We start from the raw sequence: 18,862 nt of genomic DNA on the forward strand, positions 1-18,862 counted from the left end.
TTGAAGCTGCGAAAATCTAAAACTTTACAGTAAAAATTTTAGTAAAATATTTATTTCGACTTAGCTTTCCGCTATACTGATAAAAAGAATGAAGGAGGCTATTTCATGGATGCATCGGTATTGAAAGAATTTGAACAACAGTTTTCCCGCCTGGCGGAACGGCTGTTTTTTGCTCCCGGCCGTATTAATGTCATTGGTGAACATACAGATTATAACGGGGGATATGTGTTCCCGTGTGCGATTACAAACGGCACATATGCAGCAGCGGCCGGCCGGAGTGACCGAAAGCTGCGGCTTGTGAGCGGCAATTTTTTAAGCGACGGAATGGTAACGCTCTCATTGGATGAGCTTTCGTTTCAGGAGGAACACGGCTGGGCGAATTATCCGAAAGGGATGTTTGCCATTCTGGCAGCGGAAGGCTATCAAGTCGAAACCGGCTATGATATTTATTTTTCCGGTAATATTCCAAACGGGGCCGGCCTATCATCGTCGGCGTCAATTGAGCTGGTTACAGCCGTACTGCTGAATGAGTGGGAGGGCTGGGGACTTCCCGTTAAAACCCTTGTGCAGTACGCCCAGCAGGTGGAAAACGAGTATATCGGCGTTCAGACCGGTATTATGGATCAGTTTGCGATCGGATTTGGCAAAGAAGGGCATGCCATGCTGCTTGACTGTGGAACGCTTGAATATGAATACGCTCCGCTTCCGACAGATAAATATACTATTTTGATTATGAACACGAACAAGTCCCGGGAGCTTGCAGGATCAGCCTATAATGAGCGGCGGGCGGAATGTGAAGAAGCACTGGCAGAAATGCAGCAGCACCGGGACATTACGAGCCTTTGTGAGTTATCGGTAGAGGATTGGAATCAGCTCAGTCGGGAGGTAAAAAATGAAACAGTCCGAAAAAGAGCCCGGCACGTTATTCATGAGCACGACCGCACGAAGCAGGCAGCAGCAATGCTGAAGGCGGAAAATTATGAAGCATTTGGCCGGCTGCTTAATGAGTCACACCGCTCGTTAAAGGAGGATTATGAGGTGACCGGTCCCGAACTCGACGCGTTGGCTGAGACCGCCCAAAAGCAGCCCGGCGTGATTGGTGCCCGGATGACCGGAGCGGGATTTGGCGGATGCGCGATCGCTTTTGTGGAACATAGCCAGGCCGAAGAGGCAGAGAAAAGTATTGCAGAAGCCTATGAAAAAGAGATAGGCTTCAAACCTTCGTTCTATAAAGCTACTGCCGGCGGGGGAGCACGGGAGCTGGCACGTGCCGGGCAAAAGTAAGCGAAAGGAGAGGTTTTATGGCTATACAGGTGGATTCAGCTGTCATGTCGCTCGTCGACTGGGCAGAGGAAAATAAATTAATTCATGCAGAGGATAAGGTGTATGCACGCAATCAACTGCTGCGGGAGCTTCACCTCGAAGCGATTGATGAAAATGCAGCTGGCGGGCCAAAGCCGTTTGAGGAACTGCTCGGACAGCTCACCTCCTACATGGTGGAGGCAGGGATTGTGGAGGATTTGCTCGACAGGCGGGAACAGGCCAAAGCAGACATCATGAATGTTTTCCTTCCCCGGCCTTCTGACGTCCAGCGCACCTTTGAAGAAAAGCACCGCCGGGACCCGGTCGAGGCCACCGATTATTTTTACTGGCTGAGCCGGTCCTCCAACTACATTCAGATGGACCGGGTAGCCAAAAACGTTCATTTCCCATATGCATCTTCCTATGGGACGGTCGATATTACGATCAATCTCTCCAAGCCGGAAAAAGATCCGCGTGATATTGAAGCGGAAAAGCAGAAAAGTGCGCCGGTGTCGTACCCGAAGTGCGTTCTGTGTAAAGAAAATGAAGGATATCCGGGACGGCTCGGCCATCCGGCCCGGTCGAACCACCGGTTAGTCCGGACAGAGCTTGAAGGGGAAACATGGTACCTTCAGTATTCCCCGTATATTTATTACCCGGAGCATTCCATTCTTCTCAGCGAATATCACCGGGATATGAAAATCAACCGGGAAACATTTACCAGACTTCTTAGGTTTGTTGAGCAGTTTCCGCATTATTTTATGGGTTCAAATGCAGACCTTCCAGTAGTGGGCGGCTCGATTTTATCCCACGATCACTACCAGGGCGGAAGGTACACCTTTGCTTTGGAAAAAGCAGAGCCGGAAACCGTTTTTGAATCAACGAAATATCCGGATTTAATCGTGGAAATTGTTCACTGGCCGATGAGTGTGCTACGGCTGCGCTCAGAGGAGCAGAAAAGCGTGGTTGAGGCTGCGGAGGCTGTCCGGAAAACATGGCAGGACTATACTGACGCGGAGCTTGAGATAGAAGCCTACTCCAACGGAGAACCGCACAATACAGTAACACCGATTGCACGGAAAAACGGTACGGCCTGGGAAATGGATATAGTGCTGCGCAACAACCGGAAGACAGAGCAGCATCCGTACGGCCTGTTCCATCCCCACGAGGAAGTGCATCATATTAAAAAAGAAAACATCGGACTGATTGAAGTTATGGGACTGGCTGTTCTCCCGGCCAGACTCCTCGGTGAACTCGATCAGATCACTGAATTTGCCGCCGGGCTTGGAGAGCGTGTGCCCGAACAGCACGAAACGTGGGCTGAAGAGCTGCGTGATAAGCTACAGGGCCAACCGGAAGCTGAAGTACGGCTGGGAGTAGAACAGGCCGTAGGTGAAAAATTTATGGAGGTGCTGCACCATGCCGGCGTTTTCAAGCAGGATGCTTTTGGACGCCGCGGTTTCCTCCAGTTTTTGTACACGCTCCCCTTAAAGCTCAAAGAAAAATAAAAGGAAGCTGATGACATGGCAACGATAAAGGATATCGCAAAAGAAGCCGGCGTATCGATAGCCACGGTCTCCCGGGTGTTGAACTATGATGACACACTGTCAGTAGCGGAAAGCACGAAGCAGCGTATTTTCCAGACCGCCGAAGCGCTGAACTATACAAAGCACGCAAAACGCAAACAGGCCGTTCAGTCCCTTACTATCGTTTACTGGTACACCGAACAGGAAGAGCTTGAAGACCTGTATTACCTGTCGATCCGCCTGGGCATTGAAAAGCGCTGCGATGAGCTGGGTATCCGGGCACGGCGCCTGCTGCTTGAAGAATTTTTGGAGCAGGAAACGGCTGAAAGTGAACCGGTCATCGCTGTTGGCAAATTCAGCCCGGAGCAGGCGGCACGCCTGCAGCATGTGAGCACGCAGCTCGTCTTTGTGGATTCTGCTCCTGACGATGAGACGTTTGACGCCGTTATTGCCGATTTTCAGCGTGTAACGGAAAAAGTTCTTTCTTATCTTCAGGAGCTGGGGCACAAGCGTATCGGCTATCTGGGCGGGCGGGAGTCCTACCCGTCAGAAACCGCAACGATTCCGGATCCGCGGGAAGAGACCTTCCGCCGGCTGATGACCGAAAAAGACCGCCATACGGTGCCCTGGATACGAACGGGACGCTTCACGGTTCAGGATGGCTATGATTTAACAAAAAACGAACTGGCCGCTGAGGCCGCAGAAACGAGACCGACAGCTCTGTTTGTGGCTAATGACACGATGGCAGTAGGATGCCTGCGCGCGCTTCATGAAGCGCAGATCAGAGTGCCGGAAGACATCAGTGTGGCCAGTGTCAATGATGTCAGTGTCGCTAAATTTGTTTATCCGCCGCTTACGTCCGTGAAGGTTTACACAGAGGTGATGGGGGAGACGGCGGTGGATCTTCTGCTTGAAAGGCTCGATGGACGAAGAACGGTTCCCAAAACGGTGCTTGTAGCCACCGAGCTGCAGAAAAGAGAAAGCTGCGGAAGGCATTTGTCATGAAGATTCTTCATTTTACGAGGAGCCGAATGCTTTCATAAAATAAGCGGTGGGGAGAAGAAGACCCAGAGCTGCCTGCAGAAGAGCAAAAGCTCTGGCAGTGCCGATGGGCACAAGGTCGCCGTAGCCAACAGACAAAATAGTGACGCCGCTGAAATACAAACAGTTTAAAAAAGTGGATTCAGCGGTAGTGTCGGTAGGATCATTGATCTTAAAGACAGTTTCATAAAAAGAAAGAAAATAGTACAGCAAAGCAAAAGCAAACGTCAGGCTCAACATGATTACAAACAGCTTGTAAAACATAGCCGGACTGAATGCTGTCTGTTTGTATGTTTTATTCGTGAAAAAGTAATATAGATTGATCAATACAAAAATAATTGTGAGGCCGAGTAAAAGACCGGGCAGCATATGGTTTTCCTCCTCTTATGGAACAAAGCTAAGTTTCCTTACCCTTTTTATTTGTTTCAGAAAACATATTTCTATTACATCAAAAGGGGTATAAAATAAAAGTAAGCTTTCCATCAATCAAAAAAGGAGCGTGTACGATGAGTGCGAAAAGAGTATTGATCGTGGCCGGTGATGCCGTGGAAGCGCTGGAGGTGTATTACCCTTATTTTCGGTGCATGGAGGAAGGATTTCATGTGGATCTGGCAGCTGCCAGTGTCAAAAAGCTGCATACGGTAATTCACGACTTTGAAGACTGGGAAACGTATACGGAAAAACCGGGGTACGGCATCGAAGCGAATATCGCTTTTGAAGACGTAAATGTCTCTGATTACGATGCGCTGATCATCCCGGGAGGAAGAGCACCGGAGCACATCCGGATGAACAAGGACCTGCTCGAAATTGTGAAACATTTCTTTGAAAAGGATAAGCCAATTGCGATTATGTGCCATGGAAGCCTTGTGCTGACACCAATCGCAGAGGTGGCAAAAGGAAGAAAATTGACCGCTTACCAGGCGTGCAAGCCGGAAGTGGAAAGCATGGGCGCAGAGTATATCAATGAAATGGATTATGTGGATAAAAACCTGGTTTCCGGACACGCATGGCCGGATCTGCCTGCCATTATGCGGGAGTTTGTGAAACAGGTAAACGATGCCCCGGTAACAACGTAGGACGGGGTTCGGGCGGGCCGGCTGGATAAGCCGGCTTTTTTTAATGGCTATTCATGCTAAAATGGAGCTGAATTACATAGAAGAAAAGAGGACAAGGAAATGATGGAAGCTGTTTTACTGCTGCTCACAGGCATATTTGCCGCTGCCTGCGGTTCGCTGGTCGGACTCGGCGGAGCGTTTATTATTGTACCGATACTTGCACTGTTCTTTCCGATGCCCGCCTCGGATATTGCCGGCACCTCGATGGCAGTTCTTTTGTTTACTGCCATTTCAAGCACTTGGACGTATTCGAAGCAAAAAAGGATTGATTATAAAAGCGGTGTCTATTTTGCGCTTGCCATGATGCCGGGAGCAGTCTTTGGCGCGTGGCTGACCCAGTTTTTTGATACAGATACGTTTTATACTGCGTTTGGCATCTTTTTGTTCTGTGTGGCCCTGTTTTTGCTGTTCCGTCCGAAAAACAAACAGCGGAGCGCCGGCAGGCCGACGACAAGCCGGACGTTTACAGACCTTACCGGACATACATATGAATACTCATACAATCGATGGATTGGTCTGTCGATTGCGCTGGCTGTCGGCGTTATTTCAACGTCGTTTGGTGTCGGGGGAGGCTCTGTTATGGTGCCTACCATGGTGATGCTTCTAGCTTTTCCGCCCCATATTGCGACGGCGACCTCGATGTTTTTGATGGTGCTTTCGGCGGCAGTAGGAACGGCGGCGCATGCCTGGTTCGGCCACGTGCAGTGGGAGAGTGTGCTCTGGCTGGCGATTGGGGCTGTAGTCGGCGGCCAGATTGGTTCTGCGCTTGCGGCAAAGCTGCCGGGGGCTATTATTCTGCGCGTGCTGGCCATCAGTCTCATCTTTGTTTCGTTAAGGCTGATTTTCGGAAGCTCATAAAAAAAGATCCCCGCTCGCATCGAGCCGGGATCTTTTTAGCGTTTAGTCGTTTTCCGTTTGGAAATGGGAAACGATGGTATTTAATTCTTTGGACATCATATTCAGTGCTTCCGCGAGAGCGTCGATCTCTTCTACCGCCTGAAGCTGCGTTTCCGAGGCTGAGGCCACGCTTTGGGAAGTACCGGCATTGTGTTCAGAAATTGCCGAGATTTCGTCAAAGGAAGCGGTTATTTCCTGAGAGCTTGCCGCCATTTGCTCCGAAGTGGCTGCCACACTTTCAAGGCGCACGCTGACTTCGTTCGTATAATCCGAAATTTCCTGAAAAGCCGCCTTTGCCTGTTCGGTCATCTGCAGACCATCCTGAACCTCGCCGGTGACCTGCTCCATGGAGACGGCGGAATCCTGGATTTCCGTTTGAATCGTTGAAATAATCGAAGCAATCTGGGAGGAAGAGTCCCGGGACTGCTCGGCGAGCTTTCGTACCTCTTCGGCGACGACGGCAAACCCTTTGCCGTGCTCTCCGGCCCTGGCTGCTTCAATAGCAGCGTTTAAGGCAAGCAGGTTAGTCTGCTCTGAAATGGCAGTGATGACATTTAAAATGTTTTCAATTTCCCGGGAGCGGGCACTCAGCGTCTGGTTTACTTCATTGGAACGTTCGACAGAGGCATGAATGGAGCGCATTTTTTCCAGGGCGTCGCTCACCGTAACGAGGCCGCCGTTCGCTTTTTCTGTCGTCGAAGCCGCATGCTCGGAAATGGAGGTCGTGCTGCCCGCTACCTCCTGGACACCCTTGGAGACTTCCTCCATGGCCCCGGCGCTTTCTTTAATACTTACAGACTGCTGCTCCGAGCCTGAGGCTACCTGCTGCAGGGAGGCATTGACTTCGGTAATGGCCTGGCTGGATTTGCTGGAATTTGACAAAAGCTGTTCTGATGAGTCCTGAAGAAGACGGGAGCTCATATCAAACTGTCCAATCAGCTCCTTCAGCCTGGTGCTCATGCGGTTAAAATGCATGGCAAGCTGGCCGATTTCATCCCGCTGGTTCAGCTCAATATCATCACCGGTTAAATCATCATCGGCTACCTGCTTCACCCGATCGGTAATTAAACGGATCGGCTTTGTAATACGGCCGGCGATCAGAACGGCAGCACCAATAATGAGCAGAGCTGCCACGCCGATAATCGTAAGCACTGTCCACTTGAGGGCGTTTGTGGCTGCGAGGATCTCCTCCATTGGCGTCAGAAAGAAAATTTTATAGCCTGCTTCCTGAACCGGGGCAGCGGATACGAGTAATTGTTCATTGCCGTTTTCTATTGTCGTGGAGGATGCTTCCTCCTGATCCTGGGCAAGCAGCGACTGCCATTCACCGCTGATATCAGCCTGGCCGACCGGCTGGCCGATAAGGTCTTCCTGCGGATGAAGCTGAATGACGTTTTGATTATCCACGAGAATAGGCATAGCGCTGTTTTCCTTTTCGCTGCCTGTATAACGCTCCATTAAAGCATCAAAATTAACAGAGGCAGACATGACGCCGGCAATCTCCCCATTAGAGGCGGTTACCGGTGAAGCCACAACCACAATGCGGTTTCCGGTGGCATTGGAGTTAAGGACGTCGGAGATCGTAGTCTCCCCGTTCATTCCATTCTTAAAGTAGTCCCTGTCGCCGAGATCGAGCTCCCCTATGTTTTCTTCAGTAGTATGCGCCTCTACGATTCCACTTTTACCGGTAAATACGACCGTTTCAAACGTTTCATCGCGGTCAATGATCTGATTCATCAGGCTGAGGCGGGTATCGGTATCACCGCTGCTCATATCCTGCGTTCCTGCAGCGAGTACAATTTCATCAAGCCGTTTGACGAGCCAGCGGTCCATCTCCTCTGCTGCGGCTTCAGAAGTCATGGTCAGTTTTTCTTCTTCTTCAGCCACTACGACACTGCTGCTTTCCTGAAAGACAAAAAAAGCGACAGCCGCAGCCGGAAGCAGGCCGATCACTAAAAACCATACGAGTAATTTTTTTCGAAGATTCGGCTGTAATAATTTTTCCTTCACGTTCATCCACTCCCCCAATATGTAAACAAATACCTTCTCTTACTTCATATCGGGCAAATGGAAAAAAAGTGAAGCTTTTCTGAAAAGCAGTCAAAAGAATATATGTCTTCGGCGTACAGCTGAAGCAAGCGCTATACTACTTCTTCAGCTGCATACGGTCGTTAAAATACGTCTTGTAGCCGAGCTGGGTAAATAAAATAACGCTGAGAGCGACAGCCCCGGTAATACCCAGAAGGATAGCGATCTGGTAGCCGATCGCTGTCACGGGGTTGACGCCGGAAATAATCTGTCCGGTCATCATCCCCGGCAGAAATACAATTCCTGCGCCGACCATATTATTAATCGTTGGGAGAATGGCCGCGTCAAAGGATTGATTTACAATTTTACGGGTGGCCTGGTTTGGTGTTGCTCCGAGCATAAGTGCTGCCTCCACCCGTGAGCGCTGGCTGTGCAGGTGCTCTGTCAGCGTCTGGACCCCAAGAGTAATACCAGTCATGGAATTGCCGATAATCATGCCTGCAATTGGAATGAAATAGCGGGGGTTAAACCACGGAGCAAATTGAATGACTACGAAGTTGAAATACAGCAGGCTCAGGATGGTGCCGATGCTCATAGATACAGCAATTGCCCGCTTCATTTCCCGGGTTAAGGGGCTGCGGACGCGCTGAAAGATATTCCAGATCGCAAAGCCGAGCATCAAAAGGACAATCAGCGACGTAAGCCAGGGGCTCGGATTTTCAAATAAAAACATAAGCACGTAGCCCATTAACAGCAGCTGAAACGTCATGCGGAGCGAAGAAATGAGTATTTCTTTTTCCCGTGGGATTTTCCGCCAGCGCACAATGGCGAGAAGAAGAACGATAAACACGTAGGCGGCAAGGATCTGCCAGAACGACAGCTCGATAATAGAGGTGTTTTCTGTCATAGTGTCACTCCTCTCCCCGGGCAAATGAATCTGACTGAATAATGTGGTCGGCAAAGTGATCGGCCATCGCCGTCGCATGGCTGATAAAAATAATTCCTTTGGCAGAACGGCGTGCCTCAGCCAGGAATCGCTCCATAACGTTCCATTCCATATCTTCATCGAGCGCTGACGTCGGCTCGTCGAGTAAGTAAACATCGGGACCGGCAAGAAGCAGGCGGGCAAGAGAGAGACGCTGTTGTTCTCCGCCGGACAGATTTTCGGCAGGGTCACTAAGTTTTTTATCAAGCATGCACTGCTGTGCTGCTGCGGTAAGCTCTTCCTCAGAAGCTTCTTCCCTGTCGCTGAACAGTCTTCCGGCCTGAAGGTTTTCAGCAACCGTTTCTCCAAACAGCACCGGCTACTGGGGAAGCATCATCACCTGCCTGCGCAGTTCTATGGGCTCCCAGTCGGAGAACGCCTTCCCTTGATAGGAAACGGTGCCGCGTTCCGGAGTGATCAAATAATTAAGAAGACGCAGAAGAGTTGATTTTCCGGAGCCGCTCGGACCAGTAACGGCAGTGATAGTATCTGTCGGTATGGTCAGCTTTTTTGTGTTAATAATATTTTTGTATTTTACGTCGTTCAATTGAAACATAAAACAGCTCCTTTCATTAACATTAATTATTACCCGGAAATAATCGGTGTGCAAATAAAAAAGCACCCATGAACATTCCATGAGCACTTGGACAGCATGCCTGTTCAGGCAAAATCCAGAATATATACGAGACCGGTATAGGCACTCAGCACGAACATACAGCCGAGAATGAAAACGCTGAACGGCGAGCGTCCGCGATGAAAGCTCTGCACCATCAGGTATAAAAATCCAATGGATAACAGCACGCTTAAAATGGTGATGGGATGCAGCTGCAGCTGAAAGGAAGGATTGTCCGTTATAGAAGCAGGGTAGAGCACGTGAAACAAAAAGGCCGGGTTTTCATAATGCAGACTGCCGCCTGGTTCCTGCTCGGTCATAAAAGCTGTAATCACAAAGATGAGCATGGCGGTCAGGCTTTCTGCCCGAAGCCACTGCCGTGGATTGTAATCCTTGACCTGCTGCAGACGTTTGCGGATAAATATGCCGTTAAAAAGAGCAAAAATGAGAATAACAATATAAAACAAATGCTTCCATATGAGCGCTTCGCCGTATGGAAGAGCCCACGAACCGATAAAAGGGTCTGTCAAAAGCTGTCCCATGATTACGCCGGTAAAGGCGATAATAATGACACACATGACAGCGATCAGCGTGAACCATTCCAGAAAAGAAGCCCACTGTTTATAGGAAACGGCAAACCAGCTGACCATCAAAAGCGTGCCGATCCACAGACTCACGGCAAGCAGATGGAAAAAGTGAAGCGTTCCGCCGATGAGTGGGATTGCGTTGGCAGCGTGACCGGATGCTCCCAAAGCGCCAATCATTCCCATAATAAGAACGAGCCCGACCACAGCAGCAGCACGGGGCATGCCGGTGGAATGAAAGAAAAGAATAAATATCCCGAGCAGAAAAAAGCTCAGCACAAACAGTACTACCCAGCTCTGGCCTACTTCGTACTGGAACAATATGCGCTCAAGGGCTCCGAAAAAAGGCATGTCCCTGCCCGCAGCTACCGTGCGGGTGAGCTGGGCGATGGGGACGAAGGAAACGACAGGCAGCAGGGCTGCAGCTGCTGCCGGAACGAAAAACGGAATAGAAAGAGCTGGCCGGTGCGTAGAAGGAATAAGCTGAAGCAAAAGCGTACCGGCGAGTACAGCGAAAAACAAATACTGCAGAGCGTTGCCTGCTGCAAGAATCATGTCCGGCGTTTCAGGCGGAAGAGAAACAGTGCAACGATGGCGGCGACGAGACCGAGGCCGATGAGGCCGATGGTTATGCCGAATCCGGAGCCGGCTTCTTCTTCATTAATGGCGCTTTCGGTTTCGCCTTCGGCGTTTTCTTCCGCTCCTTCCGCGTTGTTTTCAGAGGAGGAGTTGTCACCGGAGGCAGCCGCCTCTTCTTCGGATGCTTCTTCTACGGTGAACGAAGAGCTGTCCTCCATAATGTGGCCGTCTTCACTGACAATATCAAAAGAGGCTTCATATTCTCCTGCGTCAAGTGGCTCTTCCATGGTTACATTCAATTGGTCCTCTGGTTCGATGGAAACGTCGGCGGTCTCCACGTCGTTTCCTTCGGCATCTTTGACCGTGACCCCGTTGTAGTCTTCGATAGGGCCGTCAAAATAAAACGTGATGTCTTCCGGTGCCTCTACCGTGGCTCCGTCTTCAGGGTCGGAGCTTTCGAGGTGTGTATGTGCTTCAGCCACTGCGGGCGAAAGCAGGAAGCCTGCAGCTAAGCAGGCGATTAAACGGCGCATAGGTTTTTCCTCCTTTTATATGAACGAGAACGTGATTATAAACTTCTTCTTCCTTTATAACAAAGAATACGTTCAGAAAGGAGGAGAGGATGTGAATAATTTACGAAAATCGTTTTTGAAAAAGGAAAAAGGCAGAGAAAGATTATTTTCTCTGCCAGATCGACTTATGAGGAGGCGAGGAGCTGGAGAAACCCTTCAGCAGTTTCTGCTTTTAACAGCCTTTGAATTAATTTCGGCTGTTCAATCACCCGGCCGAGCAGCTCATACATCTCCTGAAGGTCTTCGGTGCTGTCTTTTTTAACATTTAACAGGCAGACAAGCTGCACAGGCCGCTCACCCCAGCGTACAGGTTTATCAAGCGTGCAGAAGGCCAAGAAGGTCTCCTCGGTCTTCGGCGTGACCGGATGAGGAATGGCGACAAGGTTGCCGAAGGCAGTTGAGGCCACATGCTCCCGTTCGAGGACAGAATCGAGAAAACCATCATCAATTAAGCGCCGGGAGGAAAGCTCCCGCTCGAAAAACTCGAGCACTTGCTTTGAGTCAGAAAGAGGCTGGTGTAAAAAGACCAGCGAGTCCCGTAAATACGTGCGGACGGCAGGCTCCTGGGAAACAAAGCTTTCAATCGTACGCAGGTCGGTTTCGCCGAGAATTGTATTTACCTGAAGGACTGGTACAGGAAGCTCATCATAAATAGGGACGGAGCTGATGATCACGTCTATGTGGTCAAAATTCATCTCCCGCAGGCGGTAGTATTCTGTCGTCCCCATGATGTGGAGGCGTTTTCCGAATTTTGACTGGAGCCGGTAGTAGAGCAGCTGGGCGCTTCCGCGTCCGGAGGCGCAGACGATCAGGCAGCGGGCAGGCGTCGTTTCCATTTTACTGCGCTCAAGAGCAGCACCGATATGGAGAGCCAGATACCCAATTTCATTTTCATCAATGCGAATATCGTAATGCTCTTCGAGAGCGATACCGGCGACTACCCCGGCTTCAAAGGCGAGCGGGTAGTTGGCCTTAATATCGGCAAGCATCGGATTACGAACGTTCATATTGTAACGGAACCGGCTGATGGCGGGCTGCAGATGAAGCGCAAGGGCGATGATAAGCTCCTGATCGTGCTGGAGCTTCAGGTGCAGCTCGTTGTCGATATGAGCGAGCAGAAAAGCGACCATGTCATACGTATCAGTATCCAGGGAGTTTTTAACCGCCTCAGCAGTGCCTTCTTCGTTGTCAAACAGACGGGTGCCGAGCAGATGAAGCGTAATATAGGCAATCTCTTCTGCCGGGAAGGACACCTGCCAGGTCTGGTTGATTTCTTCAACGATGTTTTTGGCTACCTGATATTCACGCTTTTGCGTCAGTTCATCAAATTCTGCGTGATACATCGATACGTAATGCTCGTCCTGAATACGCTGGTAGGCAATAAGAATATGGTTGAATAAATTGTGAAGCGCAATGTCGGATAAAGAAATGTGCTGCATTTTAATCTGCTCTAAAATAATGCTCCAGATGCTTTTTCTTTCTTCTTCGGAAAGGTGAAGAAAAGGCAGCGACTGATCGTGGCGCGGCTGCTCGTTCTGCCGGTCGAAAATATATTCAGCGATGCAAAAGCGCATGCGCATCTCGCTTCCCTGAAGATGCAGGCCGTCATTAGCCGTCCGCTCAAGAGCGATATTATACTCCTTTAAAATCTCCCTTACCTTTTTCAGGTCGTTCTGTACCGTGGAACGGCTTACAAACATCTCATCGGCAAGCTCATCCAGCTTGATATAGGAACTGGCAAGAAGCAGCCGCTGAATCAGATACGCGACCCGTTCTTCGGGCAGATTGGGGAGAGCCTGTGAATCAGGGGATGCCGGCTGCAGGTACTCCTTTACATATGCCCGGAACTTATCATTGTCGATGATCTTCAGCTGGTATCCCCTTCCTTTAATGGCTTCAATTTCTGCTCCGTGCGACTGAAGTGTTGCCTGAAGCCCTTTGATGTCCTCCCGGACGGTCCGGCTCGACACCTGTTGCAGAGATGCGAGATAGCTGCCGGTCACAGGGACGCCGCTTGCAACCAATTCTCTTAAAATGCTGTTGCTCCTTGTAGTCATGTCTCTTTAACCCCCTTAAAAGGTAAACATGTATGTAAGCGCTACAGAAAAATTTCATGCTCTGCAGTGCGCAATTAGGGATACTATAAAAGTAGCACAAAAGAAACAGGAAGGAAGTGCAAATCATTTCCGCTTCCTAACGGAAGAACATTCTCTATCTGTGAAAGCGCTATTTTATTATATTGAATATATCAACCGCACATCATTTTATTTTAATTGGAGGAATATCAATGAATATTTTATTAGCATGCTCCGCCGGAATGTCGACAAGTCTTCTCGTTTCAAAAATGAAGGAAGCAGCCGAAGAGCAGGGGGTCCAGGCAGAAATATGGGCAGCAGCCCAGGACAAAGCACCGGAAGAAATCAAAAAGGCGGATGTCCTTTTGATCGGCCCGCAGATGCGTTTTATGAAGAAAAAATTTGGCAAGGTTGCCGATGAACAGGGGATTCCGCTTGATATTATTGATTCCGTCGCTTACGGACGGGTAGACGGAAAAGCTGTACTTGATCACGCCATGAAGCTGTTAAGCGAGCAAAAATAGGGGGGAGACACATGAATCGTTTTATGGAGGTATTGGAAAACATTCTAATGCCAATCGCAGAAAAGTTAAATAATAACCGTCATCTGACGGCCTTGCGCGACGGGTTTTTGATTGCCCTGCCGTTAATCATTTTTGGCTCCATTTTAGTTGTTCTCGCCAATTTTCCTTTTCTTGACCAGTTGATCGGGGAAGACGCCTATGCAGCCTATCAGGCAGCGCTTGGTCCGGCTTCGGCATCCACGCTAAGTATTATGGGACTTTTTGTTATCATCGGTATAGGGTATAAATTAACAGCCTCTTACGGCGTGGAAGCACTCTACGGCGGGGTTGTTGCTCTGGCTGGTTTTATCATATTAACACCGCAGACCTTCGAAGACGTTGAGGGAGTTATACCTACTTCCACTCTCGGGGCGGAAGGCATGTTCGTCGGTATACTGACCGCGTTTCTCGCAGCCGAGCTGTACCGCTACTTTGTACAGAAAAACCTGACGATCAAAATGCCGGCCGGAGTTCCGGAGGCTGTCTCCAGATCGTTCAGCGCCTTAATCCCAGTGTCATTGACCTTATCAGTATTTCTCGCTATCCGTATTTTGTTCAGTCTTACCCCGTTTGAGTCTGCCCAGAACTTTATTTACACCGTGTTACAGGAACCGTTAACCGCGCTTGGCAGCGGGCTGCCGGCTACGATCATAGCTGTTCTTATGATTCAGGTATTCTGGTTTTTCGGCCTGCACGGACAGATTCTGGTTAACTCCGTGTTCGACCCGATCTGGTACGCGCTGAACGAGCAGAATCTGAGCGCATTCCAGGCTGGAGAAGAGCTTCCAAACGTTGTAACAAAGCAATTTATTGATACATTTATTGTAGGAATGGGCGGCTCCGGCATGACCCTTGCGATTGTGCTCTGGCTGTTCATGCTCGCACGCAGCAAACAGGCAAAACAGCTCGGTAAAGTCGGTGGGCCTCCAGGATTCTTTAACGTTAACGAACCGATTATTTTCGGTCTGCCGATCATTATGAACCCACTGGTATTAATTCCGTGGCTGGTGGCTCCGGTCGTGATCGCAGTCATCACATATGTAACGATGTCGATCGGTCTCGTGCCAAAGCCGGCAGGAATTATCGTTCCGTGGACCACCCCGATTTTCTTAAGCGGATTTCTGGCTACTGGGAATGCCTGGCAGGGGGCTGTCCTGCAGCTGTTTAACCTGGCTGTGGTGTTTATCATCTGGTTCCCGTTCCTGCGTATTCTGGACCGTCAGTATTTCCGGAACGAAGTAGAGGCAGAAAAAGAAATGACAAATGCAGACAACAAGCAAAAAAGCGGTTAAATCAGGATAGGAGTGGAGAATATGGAAGCGTTAACAGAAACGGCGTTTCAGATTATATTATACGCCGGCAACGGCAAAGCAAACGCCATGGAAGCGATCCAGGAAGCGAAGGCGGGAAATTTCGACCGTGCAGAAGAACTGATTAAGGAAGCAGGGGAAGAACTTGGAAAAGCACATTCCTATCAGACTAACCTGCTCACGAAAGAAGCAAGCGGCGAAGATTTTTCCGTTAATGTCATGCTGATTCATTCGCAGGATCATTTGATGACCTCCATGACGGTCAGAGATCTGGCGGAGGAGATCGTGGAAGTGTACCGCACTCGTTAACTATGAAAAAGGAGCCTGGCAAAAAGAAAAAGAGGGCCGGGCTCCTGCTTATTATAAAACATATTCAGGCCCAACCATTTTAGGAGGTACCATCTATGGCAGAACAGTTCACGTTTCCAGAAGGATTCTGGTGGGGGGCGGCCACATCCGCCACTCAGATTGAAGGCGCCGCGAAGGAAGGCGGTAAAGGGAAAAATATTTGGGATCAATGGTTTGAAGAAGAGCCGAATCGTTTTTTTAACGGGGTCGGCCCCGGCACCACGTCCGACTTTTACCATCAGTACAAGGACGACATCGCCCGGATGAAGGACATTAATTTTAACTCCTTTCGCCTGTCGATCTCCTGGTCCCGGCTGATACCAGACGGCTCCGGGGAAGTGAATCCGGAAGCCGTTGATTTTTACAACAACGTTATCAACGAAATGATTGCGCAGGACGTGGAGCCATTTGTCTGTTTATATCATTTTGATATGCCGATGGCGATGCAGGAGATTGGCGGCTGGGAAAACAGGGAGACGGCGGAATACTTTGGCCGTTATGCTGGCATCTGCTTTGATCTGTTTGGCGACCGGGTAAAAAAATGGTTCACGCACAATGAGCCGATTGTTCCAGTGGAGGGCGGCTACATGTATGACTTTCACTATCCCAACGTCGTCGACATGAAGCGGGCGGCCCAGGTAGGCTATCATACGCTTCTTTCCCACGTATTTGCGGTGAAGGCTTTTCGTGAAAAGGACCGCGCTGGCGGGGAAATCGGCATCATTTTAAACCTGACGCCCTCGTACCCACGAAGCAGCCATCCGGCAGATCTGAAGGCTTCCCGGATTGCAGATTTATTTTTCAACCGGAGCTTTCTTGATCCAACGGTGCTCGGGGAGTATCCGCAGGAGCTGATTGACCTGCTCGGGGAGCACGGGGTGCTTCCGGAAACCGAGAGCGGGGACAAGGAGCTGATTCAGGAAGGGAAAGTCGACCTGCTGGGGGTCAACTACTATCAGCCTCGCCGGGTTAAAGCGAAGGAAAATCTCCCGAACCCAGGTGCTCCGATACTGCCGGAATGGTTTTTCGACCACTACGAAATGCCCGGCCGGAAGATGAACCCGTACCGCGGATGGGAGATTTATCCGAAAGGTGTCTATGACATCATGATGAATCTCCGGGATAACTACGGGAATATTCCGTCGTTCATTTCTGAAAACGGCATGGGGGTACAGGATGAAGCCCGATTTATGGAAGATGGGATGATTCAGGATGATTACCGAATTGAGTTTATTCAGGATCATCTCGAATGGCTGCACCGGGCCATCGAAGAAGGAGCTAACGCCAAAGGCTATCATCTCTGGTCGTTTATCGATAACTGGTCCTGGATGAATGCATATAAAAACCGCTACGGTTATTTTTCCGTCAATATTGATACAAAGGAGCGCATGCCGAAAAAGAGTGCCTACTGGATCACGGCCGTTCACAAAAATAATGGATTTGAAAAATAACATTACGGGGCCGTCTGTCTACACGCAGGCGGCCCGGTCTATATAAATATATGCATAAAAAGGAGTGGGACGATGAAGGAAGGTATTAAGATTGTAACGATCGGCGGGGGCTCGAGCTACACGCCGGAGCTTGTGGAGGGATTTATTAAAAGACACAGCGAACTGCCGGTGAAGGAACTGTGGCTCGTTGATATTCCGGAAGGAAAAGAAAAATTGGAGATCGTAGGAAGGCTCGCCCAGCGCATGACAGCCGAAGCAGGTATTGATATGACAGTACATCTTTCCTACAGCCGGGAGGAGGCGCTTCCGGGAGCTGATTTTGTCACCACCCAGTTCCGGGTCGGCATGCTTGAAGCACGGGCGAAGGATGAGCGGATACCGCTTTCCTATGGCGTGATTGGCCAGGAGACAAACGGGCCGGGGGGTCTGTTTAAAGGACTGCGGACGATTCCGGTTATTATTGACATTGTGCACGACATCGAGCGGCTGTGCCCGGACGCGTGGCTCGTCAACTTTACAAATCCAGCCGGCATGGTAACAGAAGCGGTGCTGCGCTATACAAACCATGAACGCATTGTCGGCCTCTGCAATGTGCCGGTGGGAATGCAGATGGGGGTGGCCGAAGCGCTTGGAGTAGAGGGCAGCCGCATACAGATTGATTTTGCCGGGCTGAACCATATGGTGTACGGGCTGAATATTCACCTTGATGGCGAAGATATAAAGCAGCAGGCGCTCGAAGCAGTGGCAGACCCGGCGAATGCCTCCACAATGAAAAATATCGCAGCGCTTGGCTGGGAGCCCGAATTTATACGGGCTCTGCAGGTGCTCCCCTGCCCTTATCACCGGTATTACTATAAAACAGAAGAAATGCTGGCTGAAGAACAGGAGGCTGCCAAAGAAACCGGCACCCGGGCCGAAGTTGTCCAGGGAGTGGAGGAGGAGCTTTTCACCCTCTATGCCGATAAAACGCTCCGGACGAAGCCCGAGCAGCTTGAGCAGCGCGGCGGGGCATATTACAGCGAAGCGGCCTGCAGCCTGATTAATTCGATATATAATGACACCCGGGACATTCAGCCGGTTAATACGAAAAATCGCGGTGCGATTGCAGGGATTCCAGCGGAGTCGGCGGTGGAAATCAGCTCCGTCATTACGAAGGACGGTCCGAGGCCGATTGCTGCCGGAGAGCTGCCGGTGGCAGTCCGGGGGCTCGTGCAGCAGATCAAGTCGTTTGAACGGGTCGCTGCTGAAGCGGCGGTAACAGGAAACTACCAGACGGCTCTTCTGGCGATGACGATTAATCCACTCGTCCCGTCCGATACGAAAGCAAAACAAATTCTTGATGACATGCTCGAAGCCCATAGAGAGCATTTGCCGCAGTTCTTCCAAACAGAAAAGGCTTGAAATGATTAAGGTCTCCTAATGCAGGAGGCCTTTTTTATCAGAAAAAATTTCCACATTTTGAAGATAAACCACAAAAAGAACAAACGTTCGTGTATACTAAAGCGAAAGGGGGCGTTACGGATGAAAGAAAACAAATTAACCCCGGGGTCGAATATGCGCTGGGAATCCAGCCGGATGATTCTACCGGAGCACCGGGAAATGTGGCTGCGTCATCAAAAAGAGGACCGGATGAAGTTCAGGCCGCTCTGGGATGAGCAGCAGCTTGAGGAATTTTCCCATCGTCTTCAGGAAGCTCTGGCGGCCGGGTCGGAAGTGACGCTTCACGTATTTGATCCTTATGCAGAAATAAAAATGACCGGAAAAATTCTGCATCTGGATGCGCTGAACAAAACAATTAAGATAGAGGCAGGTGGAGACGTCCGGCATGTGAGCGTGGAGGATATTATGGATCTGGAAGCGTAAACGCACGTTT

At 50.0% G+C, this 18,862-nt stretch carries 17 protein-coding genes and 1 pseudogene; 11 read left to right on the forward strand and 7 right to left on the reverse strand.

Features of this window, described 5'->3' with window-relative positions; translation table 11 throughout:
- The first annotated feature begins 105 nt into the window (after positions 1-105).
- Genes ACTRXI_RS04925 through ACTRXI_RS04935 form a run of 3 tightly spaced genes read left to right on the forward strand, consistent with a single transcriptional unit; the run spans position 106 to position 3,833 of the window.
- A complete protein-coding gene (locus ACTRXI_RS04925; protein ID WP_474261347.1) occupies positions 106-1,284 on the forward strand; it encodes a galactokinase in 1,179 nt (392 codons plus the stop codon).
- 17 nt (positions 1,285-1,301) lie between these two features.
- Positions 1,302-2,810, forward strand: coding sequence for a UDP-glucose--hexose-1-phosphate uridylyltransferase (locus tag ACTRXI_RS04930; protein WP_474261348.1), 1,509 nt, complete (start codon positions 1,302-1,304; stop codon positions 2,808-2,810).
- Between the two features lie 15 nt (positions 2,811-2,825).
- A complete protein-coding gene (locus ACTRXI_RS04935) occupies positions 2,826-3,833 on the forward strand; it encodes a LacI family DNA-binding transcriptional regulator (RefSeq protein WP_474261349.1) in 1,008 nt (335 codons plus the stop codon).
- A 12-nt stretch (positions 3,834-3,845) separates the two neighbouring features.
- On the opposite strand, the gene ACTRXI_RS04940 is transcribed toward ACTRXI_RS04935, so the two are convergent.
- Positions 3,846-4,238, reverse strand: a complete 393-nt coding sequence (locus ACTRXI_RS04940; RefSeq protein WP_474261350.1) for an ion channel — start codon at positions 4,236-4,238, stop codon at positions 3,846-3,848.
- 137 nt (positions 4,239-4,375) lie between these two features.
- Here ACTRXI_RS04940 and ACTRXI_RS04945 point away from each other — a divergent pair, with 137 nt between their 5' ends.
- Positions 4,376-4,945: a DJ-1/PfpI family protein gene (locus ACTRXI_RS04945; protein ID WP_322525474.1), complete on the forward strand. Its 570-nt coding sequence runs from the start codon at positions 4,376-4,378 to the stop codon at positions 4,943-4,945.
- A 99-nt stretch (positions 4,946-5,044) separates the two neighbouring features.
- On the forward strand, positions 5,045-5,842 hold the full coding sequence (locus ACTRXI_RS04950; protein WP_474261351.1) for a sulfite exporter TauE/SafE family protein: 798 nt from the start codon (positions 5,045-5,047) through the stop codon (positions 5,840-5,842).
- A gap of 42 nt (positions 5,843-5,884) precedes the next feature.
- Here ACTRXI_RS04950 and ACTRXI_RS04955 read toward each other — a convergent pair whose 3' ends face one another.
- From ACTRXI_RS04955 to ACTRXI_RS04980, 6 genes and pseudogenes are all read right to left on the reverse strand, one after another.
- Positions 5,885-7,891: a methyl-accepting chemotaxis protein gene (locus ACTRXI_RS04955; RefSeq protein ID WP_474261352.1), complete on the reverse strand. Its 2,007-nt coding sequence runs from the start codon at positions 7,889-7,891 to the stop codon at positions 5,885-5,887.
- A gap of 136 nt (positions 7,892-8,027) precedes the next feature.
- Positions 8,028-8,816 carry an ABC transporter permease gene (locus ACTRXI_RS04960; RefSeq protein WP_474261353.1) on the reverse strand — a complete coding sequence of 263 codons (789 nt, stop codon included), beginning with the start codon at positions 8,814-8,816 and terminating at the stop codon, positions 8,028-8,030.
- A 4-nt stretch (positions 8,817-8,820) separates the two neighbouring features.
- Positions 8,821-9,531, reverse strand: a pseudogene (locus ACTRXI_RS04965) (ABC transporter ATP-binding protein).
- Between the two features lie 23 nt (positions 9,532-9,554).
- On the reverse strand, positions 9,555-10,646 hold the full coding sequence (locus tag ACTRXI_RS04970; RefSeq protein ID WP_474261354.1) for a copper resistance D family protein: 1,092 nt from the start codon (positions 10,644-10,646) through the stop codon (positions 9,555-9,557).
- Complete coding sequence (locus tag ACTRXI_RS04975) at positions 10,643-11,203, reverse strand: copper resistance CopC family protein (RefSeq protein WP_474261355.1); 561 nt, start codon at positions 11,201-11,203, stop codon at positions 10,643-10,645. Before ACTRXI_RS04975 ends, ACTRXI_RS04970 begins: the two co-directional genes overlap by 4 nt.
- Before the next feature lie 164 nt (positions 11,204-11,367).
- Entirely contained in the window at positions 11,368-13,299 is a 1,932-nt protein-coding gene (locus tag ACTRXI_RS04980; RefSeq protein ID WP_474261356.1) for a BglG family transcription antiterminator, read from the reverse strand.
- Positions 13,300-13,529: 230 nt separating this feature from the next.
- Between ACTRXI_RS04980 and ACTRXI_RS04985 the strand changes: the two genes are divergently transcribed.
- The 6 genes from ACTRXI_RS04985 (at position 13,530) to ACTRXI_RS05010 (ending at position 18,852) form a co-directional block, all read left to right on the forward strand.
- Positions 13,530-13,841 (forward strand): lactose/cellobiose PTS transporter subunit IIB, encoded by a 312-nt coding sequence (locus ACTRXI_RS04985; RefSeq protein ID WP_474261357.1) that lies wholly within the window; start codon positions 13,530-13,532, stop codon positions 13,839-13,841.
- 11 nt (positions 13,842-13,852) lie between these two features.
- Complete coding sequence (gene celB, locus ACTRXI_RS04990) at positions 13,853-15,172, forward strand: PTS cellobiose transporter subunit IIC (RefSeq protein ID WP_474261358.1); 1,320 nt, start codon at positions 13,853-13,855, stop codon at positions 15,170-15,172.
- Positions 15,173-15,193: 21 nt separating this feature from the next.
- Complete coding sequence (locus ACTRXI_RS04995; protein ID WP_079474600.1) at positions 15,194-15,499, forward strand: PTS lactose/cellobiose transporter subunit IIA; 306 nt, start codon at positions 15,194-15,196, stop codon at positions 15,497-15,499.
- Between the two features lie 95 nt (positions 15,500-15,594).
- A complete protein-coding gene (locus ACTRXI_RS05000; RefSeq protein WP_474261359.1) occupies positions 15,595-16,989 on the forward strand; it encodes a glycoside hydrolase family 1 protein in 1,395 nt (464 codons plus the stop codon).
- A 72-nt stretch (positions 16,990-17,061) separates the two neighbouring features.
- Positions 17,062-18,390, forward strand: coding sequence for a 6-phospho-beta-glucosidase (locus tag ACTRXI_RS05005; protein ID WP_474261360.1), 1,329 nt, complete (start codon positions 17,062-17,064; stop codon positions 18,388-18,390).
- Positions 18,391-18,510: 120 nt separating this feature from the next.
- A complete protein-coding gene (locus ACTRXI_RS05010; protein WP_474261361.1) occupies positions 18,511-18,852 on the forward strand; it encodes a YolD-like family protein in 342 nt (113 codons plus the stop codon).
- Positions 18,853-18,862 lie beyond the last annotated feature (10 nt).

The sequence above is a fragment of the Marinococcus sp. LNHM4E3-1 genome, assembly GCF_056034405.1.